Raw genomic sequence first — 17874 nt, forward strand, 5'->3', positions numbered from 1 at the left:
GATGTAACCGCTTTTTGAATAAAACGGTTTTTAAATAAATAGTATACATTAAACAGACTTACTAGTCGGTTTCGATTCTAGAATTATTTAAAAATTGAAGAATTTCCGAATGCAATAGTGGTGCAAATTTTGAATATAGAAGACATGACATTGAGCTTCCACGAACATGAGTTATTACGCAAGGACGCAAATGCAAGGGGAAGATACTTTTTGCTCGTAAGGTCATGAATACGATAGGTTTTACAGTTTTGACAATACGCGTGAGATGAGAGGGGAAAATATATGAATTTTGAATTAACGAAAGAACAACGAATGATTCGAGATATGGTAAGTGCATTTGCAGAGAAAGAAATAGCTCCAAAAGCAGAGTATGTTGATCGCACATGTGAATTTCCCGAAGAAACATTTAAAAAATTGGGGGATTTAGGGATTCTAGGCTTACCATTTCCAGAAGAATACGGTGGTTCGGGAGGAGACACAATCTCTTATGCTATTGCTGTGGAGGAAATTGGTAAGGCGTGTGGAAGTACAGGGTTAAGTTATGCTGCAGCAGTTTCACTTGGAGCAAGTCCGATCTACTATTTTGGAACAGAAGCTCAGAAACAAAAATATCTTGTGCCACTTGCAAAAGGCGAAACGTTAGCTGCATTCGGTTTAACGGAACCTAATGCAGGATCTGACGCTGGTGGAACAGAAACAAAGGCTGTTCTTCATCGTGATGAATATATTATAAATGGTGAAAAATGTTTTATTACAAATGCAGAATATGCAAAAACGATAACAGTAACTGCGATTACAGGAAAAGATGATCGCGGGAAAAATATTATTTCAGCTATTATTGTACCGACAAATTCTTCAGGATTAACCGTTAATAGTAATTATGAAAAATTAGGAGTTCGTGGTTCCAATACATGTGAAATGATTTTGGAAAATGTTCGTGTTCCAAAGGAGAATTTATTGGGAGATTCAAAAGCTGGATTTAAACAATTTTTGTATACATTAGATGGTGGGCGCATTTCCATTGCAGCTTTGTCAGTCGGTATCGCTCAAGCTGCATTTGAAAAAGCATTAAACTATGCAAAAGAAAGGATCCAGTTTGGACGAAGTATTTCGAAATTTCAGGCAATACAATTTAAGCTTGCAGACATGGCGATGGAAATTGAACTTGCACGAAATATGGTACATAAGGCAGCTTGGTTAAAGGACAACGGCAAACCATTCACAAAAGAAGCGGCTTATGCAAAGCTATTTGCATCAGAAGCTGGCTTTAGAGCGTGTAATCAAGCTATTCAAATACATGGCGGTTACGGTTATATGCGGGAATATGAGGTTGAGCGCTATCTGCGTGATATGAAGTTGATGGAAATTGGAGAAGGAACATCTGAAATTCAGCGACTCGTCATTGCCCGTCAATTAGGTTGTTAATGAATGAAAGTTCAAGAGTTTCATGATTAGTTTTAGTGCACTTATAAATTTTATAAAGGGGGATTTCTATGGATGCTAGCGGAATTTTAAAAGTAGTAGCTGAAAGTAAGCTTGTTTATCCAAGTGAAGAAAAGCAAGCAAAAACGTCTATTGGTAGCAGCAAAGCTTTTCAAAACTTGCTTGAAAAATCTCAGCTGGACCCAGCATCTTTTTGGGATGATGTAGCGAAGCAACTTTATTGGTATGAGTCATGGGAAAAAACGATGAGTGGTCAATTGCCAGATTTTCGCTTTTTTGAAGGCGGAATTAGCAATCCTTGTGTTAATTTAATTGATCGCCATGTAGAAAATGGGACTGGCAATCGGACAGCACTCATTTGGGAAGGAGAAAATGGGGACACAAAATTTTTCACATATACTATGTTACTGGCAGAAGTGAATCGTTTTTCAAACGTCTTGCGTTCCTTTGGAGTAAAAAAAGGAGATTGTGTTGCTATTTTTCTTCCCAATTTAGCGGAGGCATTTATAGCGGTATTAGCTTGCTTCCGAATCGGAGCTATCTATAACACAGTATTTTCGGGATATTCCGAAAAGTCATTAAAGGATCGTCTCATCAGCTTTGAGCCAAAAGTGATTGTAACTACTGATGCAACAACTAGACGCGGAAACGTTATTCGCTTAAAAGAAAAAGTTGATGCAGTTATTCCTCATGTTCCTTCTATTGAAACAGTGATTGTAGTTGATCGATTAGGAACAGAGATTGATATGACAGAAGGACGTGATTATTGGTGGCATGAGCTTGTGAAGAAGGCAAGTGTAGTCTGTGAACCTGAGAGATTAGAAGCAAATGAATACGGGATTGTATTTTATACAAGCGGGACGACAGGCAAACCGAAAGGAGTCGTACACGCTGGAATGGCATTCGTGATCCAGAATTACATTTATGCTAAATATCATATGGATCATCATGATGATGATGTTTTCTGGTGTACCGCTGATATAGGCTGGTTGACGATGCATATTTGGGGAATCGCTGGTGCGTTGGCAAATGGTGTTACAACGGTTGTATATGAAGGGGCCATCGACTACCCGAAAAAAGATAGATTTTATCAAATGATCGAAAAGTATCGAGTAAATAAATTATTTACAGCTCCTACTGCTCTAAGAATGCTTAAAAGTTTAGGCGAAAATGTATTGAATCAGTTTGATTTATCGCATCTTGATGTTGTCGCACTTGTTGGTGAACCTTTAGATCCAGAAACGTGGCATTGGACATATGAAGTACTTGGCAAAAAGAAAATTTCTGTTAACAACACATGGGGACAAACAGAGACGGCTGGCTGTCCGATAGCGGGTGCCGCATGGCTAACGCCAATGAAGCCTGGATCTGCTGGAATTCAATTTTTAGGAGCCGATGTTGCCGTTGTTGATGAAGAGGGAAATCCTGTTCAGCCTGGTACATTAGGAAATTTAATTATTCGTAGACCGTTCCCGATGTTGTGCAGAACACTATGGAAGGAACCGAAGCGCTATCTTTCATCTTATTTTAGTCAAGTAGACGGTGCCTATTATACAAGCGATTTAGCATTAATAGATGAGGATGGCTATATATGGGTCGTCGGCCGTTCTGATGATGCCTTTAATGTAGCCGGACATCGCTTAAGCACTATGGAAATAGAAAGTGCAGTGATGGAATGTGAAGGGATTGCTGAAGTTGCGGTTATTGGCATACCTGATGAAATAAAAGGAGAGGTTCCGCTAGTCTTTGCACGTTTGGGTGATATGTCGTTAGCAACAGATGATTTAAAAGAAAAAATCAATGAGTGTATTACTCAACAAATTGGAAAAATTGCTCTGCCTAAAGCAATCGTTTTTACGGAATCATTGCCAAAAACCGTAAGCGGAAAAATTATGCGCCGTTTATTAAAAGAAATTGTAGTTTCCGGTAAGGTATCGGGTGATATTACAGGTTTAGAAGATCCTGCTTCAGTAGTCCAAATAAAAAAAATTACAGAAGGTAAATCTATCTCGAAGTAATCATTGAAATAGAATGGTAGAAGACAGCCTTAGAGAGGCATTTAGTTGAAGGTTCGTCTTCTGCCAAGATTTATATAAATCCATTTTAGAACTTATTTTGTTTACGAAAGTTTTCATTGCAAATCGCTGGGAAATTATAGTACGTGTAATCCGTACTTGCAAATAAAATGGGGATAAAAATGATTGCTGTTTATTCAGAAGCAGATGTGGATTCTCTTCAGCTCATAAATGGCAGATGAAGCATATTGCATTGGAAAACTAGACTGTCCATGAAAGTTATTTACAAATGGATGAAAGTATTGGAGTCGCTAAACAAACTGGGGCACAAGCTATTCATCCACGCTATGGACTTTTAAGTGAAAACGCTGAATTTGTTAATAAATGCATGGAAGAACAATCTGAAGATACAACAAACCTGTTTGTTGAAATATATTGAAATATATATTCAATCGTTCGTATAAATAAAAATATTAAGGAGGACTTATTTATGGCGATCATTCAATCGAATATGGCAGGAAATGTTTGGTAACTATTAGTAAGCGAAGGGGATGCGATTTTAGAAGGGCAAGATGTAGTTATATTAGAATCTATGAAAATGGAAATTCCAATAGCTGCTGAAGTAAACGGGGTTGTAAAAGAAATAAAAATAGATGAAGGTGACTTTGTTAACGAAGAAGATGAACTTATCGTTGTTGAGTAATAAGGTTCAGGCTCTGATGGTGCTCGTAAAGGTTAAACGAAAGGATGTCTATATATGGACTTTCCAAAAACTGTAACGATAAAAGAAGTTGGACCGCGTGATGGATTGCAAAATGAAAAGCAGTTTATTCAAACTGAAGATAAAATCGAATGGATTAACTTACTTTCAGAAACAGGATTATCCTATATAGAAATCACCTCATTTGTAAATCCTAAATGGATTCCGCAACTCGTGGACGCTATTGAAGTTTCAAAATCAATTATACGGAAGAAAGATATTACTTATGCAGCTCTCGTACCTAACGAAAGAGGTTTGCAGAGAGCACTCGAAGTTAATATTGATGAAGTTTCAGTATTTATGTCAGCTTCTGAAACTCATAATCGAAAAAATATTAATAAATCTATTTCTGAAACCTTTCCTGTCCTTAAGCTGGTCATTAACGAAGCAATCGCATCTGGAAAAAAAGTGCGGGGCTATGTATCTACGGTGTTCGGCTGTCCTTATGAGGGAAAAGTTTCAACAGATGCTGTCCTTTCAGTATCAGAGCAATTGTTTTCACTTGGGATTTATGAGCTTTCGTTAGGTGATACGATTGGTGTCGCAAATCCTAAACAAGTGGAAGATGTTTTAACTGAAGTCTTGAAGAGATTCCCTAGTGAAAAAATAGCTATGCATTTTCATAATACAAGTGGAACAGCGCTTGCAAATGTATTAGTTGCTCTTAATCTAGGAATCACTAATTTTGACAGTGCACTAGGCGGACTAGGAGGCTGTCCTTATGCTCCAGGCGCTTCAGGTAATCTTGCAACAGATGACCTCCATTATATGTTGAATAGCATGGGAATTGACACTGGAATTAAACGTAAACAGTTAATACAGGCAGCTCTGTTTATTGAAGAAAAACTAGGAAACCCGCTCTCAAGTTATACGATGCGAAAAGAACGAAGAGAAAATTAGAAAGGAGGATGGTCATTTGTGCCAACAACGATATTATTTGACGTTCAAAATAATCTTGCAACGATCACATTAAATCGTCCAGAGGCGGCTAATGCTTTTTCTAAACAGTTGCTTTGCGAATTGAAAGAAATTTTAGAAGAAATTAAATACAATCCATCTATTCGTGCTGTTATAATTACAGGTTCTGGTGATAAAGTTTTTTGCGCTGGTGCAGATTTAAAAGAACGGACGGGAATGTCAGAGATTGAAGTAAAACAAACGGTTTTTCAAATCCGACAAGTTGTAAATTTGGTTGAACAATTGCCAAATCCAGTCATTGCTGCCATAAACGGGGTAGCATTGGGTGGTGGACTAGAGCTTGCATTAGCCTGTGACATCCGTATAGCAATTGAAAATGCCGAGGTTGGTTTAACCGAAACCTCACTAGCGATCATACCGGGTGCAGGCGGAACACAGTGTTTACCTCGGCTCATCGGTTTAGGAAAAGCGAAAGAGTTAATATTTACAGCGTGCAAAGTTGAAGCTAGAGAGGCGAAGGAATTTGGTCTTATTGAATATGTCGTTGAAAAGGAAAAACTATTAAATAAAGCGCACGAAATAGCTGAAAAAATAGCAGAAAATGGACCAATTGCCGTGGCTCAAGCGAAACTTGCTGTTAATAAAGGAATTCAAGTTGATTTGCAGACTGGATTAGAAATCGAGCAAATGGCTTATGCAATTACGATTCCGACAAAAGATCGCATAGAAGGTTTAACGGCTTTTAAAGAAAAAAGAAAACCACAATACAAAGGGGAATGAATACTAGCTATTCATACTGGGGAGGGAAGAGATAGTGGAAAAAAATAAACAATTACAAAAACGTATTAAAAAAATTAAAAAAGGCGGTGCTGAAATTTATCACGAAAAAAATGCTGAAAAAGGAAAACTTTTTGTTCGTGAACGCTTAGAGCTTTTATTTGATGAGAATATAGAAATCGAAGATGCTTTTTTTGCAAATTGTATGGAAGACGGGTTGCCAGGTGATGGGGTCGTAACAGGGATTGGAAAAATAAATGGGAGAACGGTGTGTGTAATGGCTAATGATTCGACTGTAAAAGCGGGCTCATGGGGAAAACGGACTGTTGAAAAAATACTCCGCATTCAGGAGACAGCTGAAAAGTTGCAAGTACCTATCTTTTATTTAGTTGATTCGGCTGGTGCACGTATTACGGATCAAATTGAAATGTTCCCTGGCAGACGAGGAGCAGGACGAATTTTTTATAATCAAGTGAAGCTTTCCGGTAAAGTTCCGCAAATTTGTTTATTATTCGGACCATCTGCAGCCGGAGGTGCATACATCCCTGCCTTTTGCGATATTGTTGTTATGGTCGAAGGTAATGCATCGATGTATTTAGGGTCACCAAGGATGTCCGAAATGGTGATTGGTGAAAAGGTAACGCTTGAAGAAATGGGTGGTGCAAAAATGCATTGCTCTGTTTCTGGTTGTGGAGACGTTATGGTAAAAACTGAAGAAGAGGCAATCGCTTTTGCCCGTCGTTATTTAACGTATTTTCCACAAAATTACAAAGAGAAACCGGCAAAAACTCAATCGATTTCACAAAAGCCATTTGACAAATCGATTGAAGAGATTATACCTGAAAACCAAAATGCACCTTTTAATATGTATGATTTTATTGATCGCATCATTGATGAAGACTCGTTTTGTGAGATCAAGAAACTTTTTGCACCCGAGCTTATTACAGGGTTAGCAAGGATCAATGGTCAGTCAATAGGGGTTATAGCTAATCAGCCGTGTGTCAAAGGTGGTGTATTATTCCATGATTCGGCTGATAAAGCGACTAAGTTTATTACACTTTGTGATGCTTACCATATTCCACTCTTGTTCTTGGTTGACGTACCAGGGTTTATGATTGGTACGAAGGTTGAACGTGTTGGAATTATTCGACATGGTGCCAAAATGATTTCAGCGATAAGTGAGGCTACTGTGCCTAAGATTTCAGTAATTGTTAGAAAGGCTTATGGTGCGGGACTTTATGCAATGGCAGGTCCTGCGTTTGAGCCTGATTGCTGCTTAGCACTTCCAACAGCTAAAATTGCTGTTATGGGTCCTGAAGCTGCAATTAATGCGGTTTACGCAAACAAAATCGCTAAACTTACCGAAGAAGAGAGAGAAGCATTTATTCAACAAAAGCAAGAAGAATATAATGAAGACATTGATATTTACCATTTGGCATCTGAAATGATTGTTGATGGAATTGTTGAACCTAATCGATTACGTCACGAAATTATGACTCGTCTAGAGGCGTACACTTCGAAGTATCAAGTATTCACTGACCGTAAACATGGAGTATATCCGGTTTAAAAAGAAGAGATTCGTGAAATTGCTCAAAGTTATCTGGTGTGATGAAAGAGATTTTTCATTATAAAGGAACGAACCATTTAAGCTCGTTCCTTTTTACACGAATAGAAATAGCTAACGTCTAAGTGATGATATTATGAGATGATAGATAACATGACTCGTATGGGAACGGTTCCGTTCATTTTTTAGCAAAAAATGAGTGGATCGTTTTGAACTTACTCCAACGAAGCTTTAGCAAACGAGGTAAGGGTAGAGTTTAGAGTAACGAACGATAGTTACGCAATTACATTCATGGATATTAACCAAATCACTAGTCGATGTCCAAGCTTAAACTGCTTTTAAAAATTTTTTTAGAAAACGATACCCTCTTTTTTTGTTAAATTAAATTTCCGCCGTCGACGACAACCGTTTGTCCTGTGACGAAGCTTGCGCCTGTTATGAGCGACATGACGACTTCGGAAACATCTTCTGGGTATGCTGGTCTACCGAGCGGTGTTCGTTTTGAATGTTTTTTCGCGAATTGTTCGTGTCCGTCCATCCAGCGGGTCATCACAACACCTGGAGCAACACCGTTCACTCTCACTTCAGGAGCAAAGACGCGCGCAAGTGATTTTGTTACACTGACAGCGGCTGCTTTTGATGCGGAGTAAGCGATCGAGCTACCGCCGCCCGTTAATCCAGCAACGGACGTAACGTTTACGATGCAGCCTTTGTTTTTCTTTAACTCTTCAGCCGCTGCACGACAAGTGAAAAAGAGTCCTTTTACATTGACATCCATAACCGTATCCCAATGCTCTTCTTTTAACCCTTCTAAATCATCGTGGGGAATAAATGTTGTCGTCCCAGCATTGTTGATAAGAATATCGAGTCTTTCGAATTTCTTAATCGTTGCGTCAACCATCGCACGTACTTGTTCATCTGATGCAACCGTCGCTTGATAAACGAGACAATTAACCCCATAAGAACGGACGAGACTCGCTGTTTCTTCTGCCTCCTTTTTCGAACGAGAATAGTTAACGATAACATGTACGCCTTGTTTCGCTAAGTTAATTGCTATTGCACGTCCGATCCCAGTTGCTGAACCAGTAACAAGAGCCACTTTTCCTTTTAACTCCATCTGTGTCACCTCCAAAGTTAGTCAACGTTCACAAACTTATATTCAACAGAACGTTGCGATCTCCTTTAATTATAAAATGGCGAACAAACTATATATTTTTCATTAAAACGTTCGTGTTTCATTGACTTTTTGCTTTCGTATTGGTAAACTTACGATGGTTTTTATGTTTGTTTTTACAAGCGCGTGTTGCGTTTGATTCTGAAACCGGAGGTATAAGCTTATGTCATCTGTCGTTGTAGTGGGTACACAATGGGGAGACGAAGGTAAAGGGAAAATTACAGATTATTTATCGGAAAATGCGGAAGTTGTTGCCCGCTATCAAGGCGGGAATAATGCAGGACATACAATCGTTTTTAACAATAAAAAATATAAATTGCACTTAATTCCGTCAGGAATTTTTTACGAAGATAAAATTTGTGTCATCGGAAATGGGATGGTCGTCGATCCGAAGGCACTCGTGGAAGAATTAGCTTATTTGCACAATGAAGGTATTAGCACGAGAAATTTAAAAATTAGTAACCGAGCACATGTCATTTTACCGTATCATATTAAACAAGATTTGCTTGAAGAAAATCGCAAAGGCGCGAACAAAATTGGGACGACGGGGAAAGGTATCGGTCCCGCGTACATGGATAAAGCAGCAAGAATCGGAATTCGCATCGCTGATTTGCTAGACAAAGACGTGTTTGCAGAAAAGTTAACGATAAATTTAAAAGAAAAAAACCGTCTCTTTGAACGGATGTATGAAACAGACGGCTATCACCTTGAAGACATTTTAGATGAATACTATGAATATGGGCAAAAGTTTGCTGAATATGTCGTTGATACATCTGTCGTTTTAAATGACGCACTTGATGAAGGTCGCCGTGTGCTGTTTGAAGGTGCGCAAGGGGTTATGCTCGATATTGATCAAGGAACGTATCCATTCGTGACGTCGTCGAATCCAATTGCGGGCGGTGTAACGATCGGGTCAGGTGTCGGTCCGTCAAAAATTAATCATGTCGTCGGCGTAGCCAAAGCATATACAACTCGTGTTGGCGATGGCCCGTTTCCGACCGAGTTAACGGATGAAATTGGTGACCAAATTCGTGATGTCGGAAATGAGTATGGAACGACAACGGGTCGTCCGCGTCGGGTCGGATGGTTTGATAGTGTCGTTGTGCGCCATGCACGTCGGGTCAGTGGAATTACGGATTTGTCATTAAACTCAATTGACGTTTTAACAGGAATTGAAACGCTGAAAATTTGTGTGGCGTATGAACATAATGGGAAGCGGATTGAAGAATTTCCAGCGAGTTTAAAAATGCTTAGCGAATGTAAACCGATTTACGAAGAATTGCCAGGATGGACAGAGGATATTACGAGTGTAAAGTCACTCAACGAGTTGCCTGACAATGCACGTCACTACATTGAACGTGTATCACAATTGACAGGAATTCCACTTTCGGTTTTCTCCGTTGGTCCAGACCGCTCACAAACGAATATGCTACGTGGCGTGTTTGCGTAAACGTTAAATGCTTAGGAGCTACAGGCTTCCTAAGTATTTTTTATTTAATAATATGAATACTGACTTTTTTGAATAACGCAGTATAAAGCTCGTTTTCACTCGTAGCAAAGAAAACCGCGCCACGCAGTTGTATCAAGATTGTCATGAAGTGGGTAGAAGTCGATCTGCTTTCCACTCAAATGATAGATGTATTTTTTTACAACTTGCTCGATAAATTGCAGAAAATTTTTAGCTATGAATTTCGCCTTTTCATGAGGATCCATTTCTTCGATAAACCTTATATTATTGGGTAACGCCATGCTCTAATTCAATATAATGGTGTGTTGCAACAATGTGATTCAAAAAACATGTAAGGGTTTTCTTTAGGAAATTTTGCAACTTTCTAGTAATATAGATTCTGAGTGTAAAAAACGTTGGGGGTGTATGTATTGGGAACAAAGAATAGACAAGTGTTGCTTGCTGAAAGACCAAAAGGAATGCCAGATGACTCCACATTCAAATTCGTAGAAACGGAAGTGCCAGAGCCGAAAGATGGTGAAGTGCTTGTTCGCGCGCTGTATTTATCTGTTGATCCGTACATGCGCGGGAGAATGAGTGCCGCGAAGTCATATGTTGAACCGTTTGAAGTCGGTAAGGCGTTAATAGGTGGTGTCGTTGGAAAGGTTGTGAAATCAAACGATCCAAACTTCATTGAAGGTGATTATGTTACAGGTATGCTGAAATGGGCAGATTACACGGCTGCAAAAGGAAAACATTTGCAAAAAATTGACCCGGATGTAGCACCCATTACGACTGCATTGTATGTCACTGGAATGCCTGGACTGACTGCCTATTTCGGTCTTTTAGACATCGGAAAACCGCAAGCAGGTGAAACCGTTGTCGTCTCTGGAGCAGCAGGTGCTGTCGGGATGGTCGTTGGTCAAATTGCAAAACTGAAAGGCTGCCGCGTTGTAGGAATTGCAGGTTCTGATGAAAAAATAGCCTACTTAAAAAATGAACTCGGATTTGATGAAGTCATTAACTACAAAACGACGAAAAACATACGTGAAGATTTGAAGGCTGCTTGTCCGAAAGGCATTGATGTTTATTTCGACAACGTCGGTGGTGAAATTACAGATGCGGTACTTTCGCTGTTAAATTTCCATGCACGAGTTGCCCTCTGTGGTCAAATTGCTCATTACAACGATACAGAAATCGAAAAGGGACCACGTGTCTTACCTTATTTATTAACGCGTAGTGTTCTATTAAAAGGTTTTATCGTAAGTAACTATGATGATCAAGCTGAAGAAGGTGTGAAACAACTTGCTGAGTGGTTGCGGGAAGGCAAAATTAAATATAAAGAGACAATATATGAAGGGTTAGAAAATGCTCCTAATGCTTTCCTTGGATTGTTCCGCGGGGATAACTTAGGGAAAATGCTTGTTAAAATTGCGGATGATAAATAAGGAAGGACCTGCTTCAATACGAAGCAGGTTTTTTTGTGGTGGTGGCGCACCGAGCAAGCCGTTAAGTCCAACCCGAGTAAGTGCTAAGTCGCTCGGTAGCTGACAAGCAACGAATGTAGAAACCTTAAGATTGAATCCTTGTGATAAAGTAACCATCTCGAAGAGTGCGAGCGACTTAGCAGCTTGAATCTTGCGGCCTCGTAAATAACAACCTTCCGAAGCTCTAATTCCTGTTTTCTACTCTACGCCAATATATACATACAATGAATGATTTTATTTCAGTAGCAGGATGAGAAGTCGAGTTAAAATTAAGTATATCATTTTGTTACATGAACTAAATTAGTGTCTTGTAATAACGCTTGTCTTGCTTTAAGCGCCGAAACTTCATCGGAACGAAGTTTATTTTATGAAAATTGTTCTGTATTTCAAACAAGTTTTTTGCTTTATGTTACAATTAGTGGATAAGTTCGATCATCATTTTCAAAAATAATAAAAAGTAATGATGCAGCATGTTTACTTATGCATAATGTGAGGCGAACAGGTTTTTAGCAGTTGTTTATCCGAATGGATTACGATTCATGGCTTCCATTAGTGATAGCTAATTGCTAGCAAGTCTATTAGTTTTTAGCGTTCGTTACGGATTAGAATTGACTGACGAGAAATCGTGAAAATAAAGAGTTTGCAAATCATTATAATTTTAAAAAAGCTTGCAGCGATGTCCTAGACTGCACCGTGATAGATCGAAAATGTAATTTACAAAGGAGTGATTATGTAATGGATAAGAAAGTTTTAGTCGTAGAAGATGAAAAACCGATAGCGGATATTCTTCAGTTTAATTTGGAAAAAGAAGGCTATCGGGTTGCAGTTGCCAATGATGGCGAAGAAGCATTAACAAAAGTTAGAGAGGATTCACCAGATCTAGTTCTATTAGATTTAATGCTCCCGAAAAAAGACGGAATGGAAGTGTGTCGGGAAATTCGTAAAGAGCACTATATGCCGATTATTATGTTAACAGCGAAAGATTCAGAAATTGATAAAGTGCTAGGTCTTGAGCTTGGTGCGGATGATTACGTAACGAAACCGTTCAGCACTCGTGAACTGATAGCGCGTGTGAAAGCAAATTTGCGCAGGCATCAGAAAGACGAGAGTCAATCAGACATGGAAGCGAAAGATATCGAAATTGGTGCACTCGTCATTCATCCAAATGCATACCAAGTAACGAAACATGGAGAAGCACTTGATTTAACTCACCGTGAGTTTGAGTTACTTCATTATTTGGCGAGACATATCGGGCAAGTGATGACGAGGGAACATTTGCTGCAAACGGTATGGGGCTATGACTACTTCGGGGATGTACGTACTGTTGACGTAACGGTACGCCGTTTGCGTGAAAAAGTTGAGGATAACCCAAGTCACCCGACTTGGATTATTACAAGACGGGGAGTCGGTTATTATTTGCGCAATCCTGAACAGGAGTAAGAACGAGCATGACAAAAGTGCCTTTCTTAAAATCAATCCATTTAAAGTTTACACTTATGTATGTTTTGCTTATCGTCGTAGCGATTCAAATTATTAGCGTTTATTTTATCCAGCAGCTTGAAGAGCGGTTTAAAACAAATTTTAAAAATTCGATTACAGAACGTGTTGAACTCCTCGAGTACAATGTTGGACATGAACTGAGCAAGGTACCGGAAGGTGATCCGGATGACATTCAAGAGAATATCGAAGCGCTCGTTGGAAACTTTCCGACTTTAAACAATGCGATCCGTGAAGTCCAAGTGATTGATAGTGACGGCGAAGTGCTTGTTACGAGAGGGAACATTGGTTCCGGAGGTGAACGGACGAATGATGTCCGTGTTAAACAAGCGTTACTTGGCTCGCGTGATGATGACATTGTACGTGATCCGAAAAATGGCGATCGAATTTACATTTTAGCGATGCCGATTTTAGCGTCAGGAAAAGATACGGCGATTGGGGTTATTCGTGTTGAAGCTTCAATGGAGGAAGTATATGAGCAGCTGAATGAAATCAATACGATTTTAGTGACAGCGACCGTGATCGCTCTCATTATAACGGCTCTGTTAGGTGTCTTTTTAGCTCGTACGATTACGAGACCGATGTCAGATATGCGTAACCATGCGCTCATTATGGCGCGAGGTGATTTTACGAGAAAAGTTAAAGTGTACGGTGATGATGAAATTGGTCAACTCGCTTCTGCGTTTAACGATTTAACGCGTAAATTACAAGAAGCGAATGCAATTACAGAAGGGGAACGCAAAAAGCTTAGCTCGATTTTATCCTTTATGACGGATGGTGTCGTTGCGACAGATAGTGATGGAATGATTATTTTAATGAACGACCGGGCAGAGCAAATGTTAAACTTGTCAAGGCAAAACGTACTCGGAACGTCAATTTTGAAGTTGTTCCGTTTATCTGATCAATTGACGTGGAAAGAATTTTATTCCGGTCCAGAGTCGATCCTTTTAGACTTCAGTACTGACGAAGAGACGTATATTCTTCGATCGAGTCATTCGTTTATCTTAAAAGAAGACGGCTCGATCAACGGTCTTATCGCTGTGTTGCACGACATTACGGAACAAGAACAGATCGAAGAAGAACGCCGCGAATTTGTTGTGAACGTATCCCATGAATTGCGGACACCGTTAACGACGTTAAAAAGTTATATTGAAGCATTGCAAGAAGGCGCTTGGAAAGATAAAGATGTTGCTCCACGATTTCTTTCTGTTGTCGGGGATGAAACGGATCGGATGATCCGACTTGTTAACGATTTATTGCAGCTTTCGAAAATGGATAAAAATGAATATAATTTTGAAATGGAAGAAGTCGATTTCATTGATTATTTCAACAAAATTATTGATCGATTTGAAATGTCCAAGCTTGAAACGATCCACTTCGTCAGATATTTGCAAACTGGAGCCGCGTACGTACAAATTGATAAAGATAAAATGACACAAGTGATCGATAATATTATTTCGAATACATTAAAATATTCGCCTGAAGGTGGAACTGTGACGTTCCGTTGCTGGCGTCAAGCGAATCGTCTACGTGTCAGCATTTCTGATGAAGGAGTTGGAATTCCGAAAGCGAATCTCCCTAGAATTTTCGATCGCTTTTACCGAGTCGATCGCGCACGGTCACGACAACTAGGGGGAACTGGACTTGGACTTGCAATTGCGAAAGACATTATTCATGCACATGGTGGAGACATATGGGCAGAAAGTGAATGGGGAAAAGGAACGACGATTTCCTTTACGCTACCGTTTAAAAAGATGTCAGGGGCTGACTACGAATGAATCTTGAAAAGCTCAAAACGATTACGTTAATATTCCTCTTTACACTTAGTCTTGTCCTCACGTACTTTTTATGGACGTTTCAACCAAACTATGAACAGCTTCATAATTTAGAAACGGTAGAGAAAGTGACACTCGCAGCCGAACGATCATTAAGTGAAGTGTTCATGCCGATTCAACTATTTCATCATACGGATGACACGCATAGAGGCATGTACAACTTGGATTATTTGAAACCGTTCTATGATCAATTGCTTGAAGCCCAATTTGTTAATTTTGCGACACATTCATTGAATAACCAGTTAAACGACATCATTAACACGGAGAAAAGTATTGAATTCGTGTATGCGGACGGCATTTCGATGGAAGTGTTTCATCAGTTGTTTGATTTCAATCGTGAAAAGCCTATGCTTACTCATGTCGACCGAATTGTGCTATTCGAACAAATGAGAAGAAATCGCGTCAAAACATTTGCATGGTTTATTTCTAATGAAAAGAATAGTTACATTGAAGCTGAAATCAAAAATCAAACGTTTCAAGCATACCTCGACTTAGTTGAGAAACATAAAAAGAATTTTCATGATGTGGAACCATTAAATATAGGCTCAAATCGAGTCCCGATCTTTTTCCCGACGGAAGAAATCATGACACAAAGAGTACATGCCTATCCAGCTCCAATTCCTGAACTTGAGCTAACGAGTGCGTTATTCCCTGATCCGAGTCTCGTTCGCGAAAGCTATCATGAAAACGATATTCGTTCCTATACAGATGGAAATCGTGAGCTCAAACTCTACTTACATGCAAACTATTTAACGTTTATTAATCCGACGAGACGTGGCGATCAGTCAACTGTTCAAGAGGAATCGCCTATCCTTCAAACGCATCGTTTCGTTAATAGTCATGGCGGATTTACTGAACCGTTTACGTTCATGAGCGTAAGCGAACAACCTGATCATAAAACACAAGTGGAATTCCGCTTGACATTTAAAGGTTATCCAGCCTTTGACTCACGCATTGCACAAATGAAAGTGATTTGGCAGCAGCAGGAAGTGTTTGAATATGAACGAGCGACAGAGACGCTTTCAGATTCAATCACTTACCTAGAACCGGAATCGCTCACATTGCTGTCAGCTGAACAGTTGCTTGATTCTATACAGCAATCGATGATGATCGATAAGCATGAAATTGAAAACATTACGCTTGGTTATACAGTGAGCAACTATGATGATTACATCGTCTTTACGCCGAACTGGTATATTTTTTATCGTGACAACTGGGAAGTCGTTCTAAAAGAAAACGGCGAGTAAAACGAAGTGTTTGCACGTCCGGTGAGCCGTTCAATTTAAAAATAGATGATATGTCGGAAAAAGGAGGGACATGCTTGTGGATTGGAGCCGAACAAAAACAATTTTTATTATTACGTTTTTCGTGCTTGATCTTTTTCTCGGTTACCAGCTTTATCAAAAGGAGACCGACAATCAATTTGAATACATCTCAGAATCATCTGTAAAAATTGAAGACCAACTGAAAGATGCAGGAATTACGTATGTACAATTGCCCGAGGTCCCGAAAAAGCTGTCCCATGTCATCGGAGAAACGTATACATTTTCAAAAGATAAACTTGCTGAAGTGAATTCAGATGAAGTGATATTGGCGGTATCCGAAGATAATAAAAGCTTTTACGCGTCGTTTGATGAACCGATAACAATAATTGGGACAGAAAGCGAAGCGAAAAACGTTTTATCCTCATACACATTGTTTAGTGATGAGTATATGTTTTCAAAGCATTTGTCGGAAAAAGGTAAAGAGCTTGTCTTTATTCAAACGTATGACGGGCGACCCATCTATCAAAAGGAAGATAGTCCGAACGGCCAAATGATCGTGCAATTGGACAAGGACGGTCATATAAAGAGCTTCTCGCAAACGTATTTAAAGACGAGCGAAGAAGGAAAAGAACAAGAAATTTTAACAGCAATTAAAGCAATTAATCAGCTGTATAACAAAAATAAACTTGATAACGAAGACAAAATTACACAAATTGAACTTGGTTATTACAGCCTCATTGAAGGGAAGGTGCAAGTTCTTGCCCCGACATGGTTCGTCGAAGTGAACGATAAACGGCATTATTATGTCAATGCCATTAACGGATTAATTGACGATCCAAACATTGAGGCAACACTTGAGACAGGAGACGACGAACAATGAGTTTAACTTTTAGCGTGCTTGCGAGCGGTAGCTCAGGCAATGCGATGTATGTCGCAACAGAAAAGCAAAAGCTATTGATTGACGCAGGTTTAAGCGGAAAAAAACTAGAACAACTGTTTCGAAAGATTGACCGTTCACCAGAGGAACTTGACGGCATTCTCGTTACACACGAGCACAGTGACCATATTAAAGGGTTAGGTGTATTTGCGAGGCGATACAATCTGCCCATTTATGCAAATGCAAAAACGTGGGATGCAATGGACGGAATGATTGGAAACATTCCGACGGAGCAAAAATTTGAGTTTCCAGTTGAAACAGTGAAAAGCTTCGGAGATATTGACGTCGAATCGTTTGCCGTTTCGCACGATGCGGCAGAGCCGATGTTTTATATTTTTCATCATGAAGGTAAAAAATTGACGCTCGCAACCGATATCGGCTACGTTAGCGATCGGATGAAAGGGATGATTCAACATTCTGATATGTATGTTTTTGAAGCGAATCACGATGTCAACATGCTGATGATGGGGCGGTATCCGTGGAACGTAAAGCGAAGGATTTTAAGTGACAAAGGCCACGTCTCGAACGAAGATGCCGCTCACGCCCTCGCAGATATGATCGGGACGAACACGAGCCGAATTTACTTAGCCCATCTTAGCCGTGACAACAACATGAAAGACCTTGCACGGCTCTCTGTCCAGCAAGTGCTTGAACAACGTGGCTTTACGATTGGAGAGAGCCTCGGATTATATGATACCGATCCGAACGTTCCGACAGCATTGACTGCGGTTTAAAGTAGAATCGAAAATCATGAT

At 39.6% G+C, this 17874-nt stretch carries 13 protein-coding genes and 2 pseudogenes; 14 read left to right on the top strand and 1 reads right to left on the bottom strand.

Going from position 1 to position 17874, the window contains the following annotated elements:
- The first annotated feature begins 282 nt into the window (after positions 1–282).
- The 7 genes and pseudogenes from ABU914_RS09105 (at position 283) to ABU914_RS09135 (ending at position 7480) form a co-directional block, all read left to right on the top strand.
- Positions 283–1425: an acyl-CoA dehydrogenase family protein gene (locus ABU914_RS09105; RefSeq protein ID WP_379669425.1), complete on the top strand. Its 1143-nt coding sequence runs from the start codon at positions 283–285 to the stop codon at positions 1423–1425.
- A 68-nt stretch (positions 1426–1493) separates the two neighbouring features.
- Positions 1494–3461, top strand: a complete 1968-nt coding sequence (locus tag ABU914_RS09110) for an acetate--CoA ligase (protein WP_379669426.1) — start codon at positions 1494–1496, stop codon at positions 3459–3461.
- A gap of 280 nt (positions 3462–3741) precedes the next feature.
- Positions 3742–3897: pseudogene (locus ABU914_RS09115) on the top strand (biotin carboxylase N-terminal domain-containing protein); the annotation flags it as partial.
- A gap of 51 nt (positions 3898–3948) precedes the next feature.
- Positions 3949–4161 (top strand): annotated as a pseudogene (locus tag ABU914_RS09120) (acetyl-CoA carboxylase biotin carboxyl carrier protein subunit).
- Between the two features lie 54 nt (positions 4162–4215).
- Entirely contained in the window at positions 4216–5118 is a 903-nt protein-coding gene (locus ABU914_RS09125; RefSeq protein WP_379669427.1) for a hydroxymethylglutaryl-CoA lyase, read from the top strand.
- A gap of 18 nt (positions 5119–5136) precedes the next feature.
- A complete protein-coding gene (locus tag ABU914_RS09130; protein WP_379669428.1) occupies positions 5137–5916 on the top strand; it encodes an enoyl-CoA hydratase in 780 nt (259 codons plus the stop codon).
- A 34-nt stretch (positions 5917–5950) separates the two neighbouring features.
- The gene (locus ABU914_RS09135) at positions 5951–7480 is read left to right on the top strand and encodes an acyl-CoA carboxylase subunit beta (protein WP_379669429.1); all 1530 of its coding nucleotides are present in this window, start codon (positions 5951–5953) and stop codon (positions 7478–7480) included.
- A gap of 373 nt (positions 7481–7853) precedes the next feature.
- Here the strand turns inward: ABU914_RS09135 and ABU914_RS09140 are convergent, their stop codons facing one another.
- The gene (locus ABU914_RS09140) at positions 7854–8594 is read right to left on the bottom strand and encodes an SDR family NAD(P)-dependent oxidoreductase (RefSeq protein WP_379669430.1); all 741 of its coding nucleotides are present in this window, start codon (positions 8592–8594) and stop codon (positions 7854–7856) included.
- A gap of 220 nt (positions 8595–8814) precedes the next feature.
- On the opposite strand from ABU914_RS09140, the gene ABU914_RS09145 reads away from it, so the two are divergent.
- The 7 genes from ABU914_RS09145 (at position 8815) to ABU914_RS09175 (ending at position 17853) form a co-directional block, all read left to right on the top strand.
- Positions 8815–10101 (top strand): adenylosuccinate synthase, encoded by a 1287-nt coding sequence (locus ABU914_RS09145; RefSeq protein WP_379669431.1) that lies wholly within the window; start codon positions 8815–8817, stop codon positions 10099–10101.
- A gap of 428 nt (positions 10102–10529) precedes the next feature.
- On the top strand, positions 10530–11546 hold the full coding sequence (locus tag ABU914_RS09150; protein WP_379669432.1) for an NADP-dependent oxidoreductase: 1017 nt from the start codon (positions 10530–10532) through the stop codon (positions 11544–11546).
- A gap of 774 nt (positions 11547–12320) precedes the next feature.
- Positions 12321–13025 carry a response regulator YycF gene (gene yycF / locus ABU914_RS09155; protein ID WP_379669433.1) on the top strand — a complete coding sequence of 235 codons (705 nt, stop codon included), beginning with the start codon at positions 12321–12323 and terminating at the stop codon, positions 13023–13025.
- Between the two features lie 8 nt (positions 13026–13033).
- Positions 13034–14860, top strand: coding sequence for a cell wall metabolism sensor histidine kinase WalK (gene walK / locus ABU914_RS09160; RefSeq protein WP_379669434.1), 1827 nt, complete (start codon positions 13034–13036; stop codon positions 14858–14860).
- Complete coding sequence (locus tag ABU914_RS09165) at positions 14857–16164, top strand: YycH family regulatory protein (RefSeq protein WP_379669435.1); 1308 nt, start codon at positions 14857–14859, stop codon at positions 16162–16164. Before walK ends, ABU914_RS09165 begins: the two co-directional genes overlap by 4 nt.
- Before the next feature lie 76 nt (positions 16165–16240).
- The gene (locus ABU914_RS09170; protein WP_379669436.1) at positions 16241–17062 is read left to right on the top strand and encodes a two-component system regulatory protein YycI; all 822 of its coding nucleotides are present in this window, start codon (positions 16241–16243) and stop codon (positions 17060–17062) included.
- Positions 17059–17853, top strand: a complete 795-nt coding sequence (locus ABU914_RS09175; protein WP_379669437.1) for an MBL fold metallo-hydrolase — start codon at positions 17059–17061, stop codon at positions 17851–17853. Before ABU914_RS09170 ends, ABU914_RS09175 begins: the two co-directional genes overlap by 4 nt.
- Positions 17854–17874: the final 21 nt, after the last annotated feature.

The sequence above is a fragment of the Pueribacillus sp. YX66 genome (assembly GCF_041725775.1).
In the GTDB taxonomy this organism is placed as follows: Bacteria; Bacillota; Bacilli; order Bacillales; family UBA6769; genus Pueribacillus.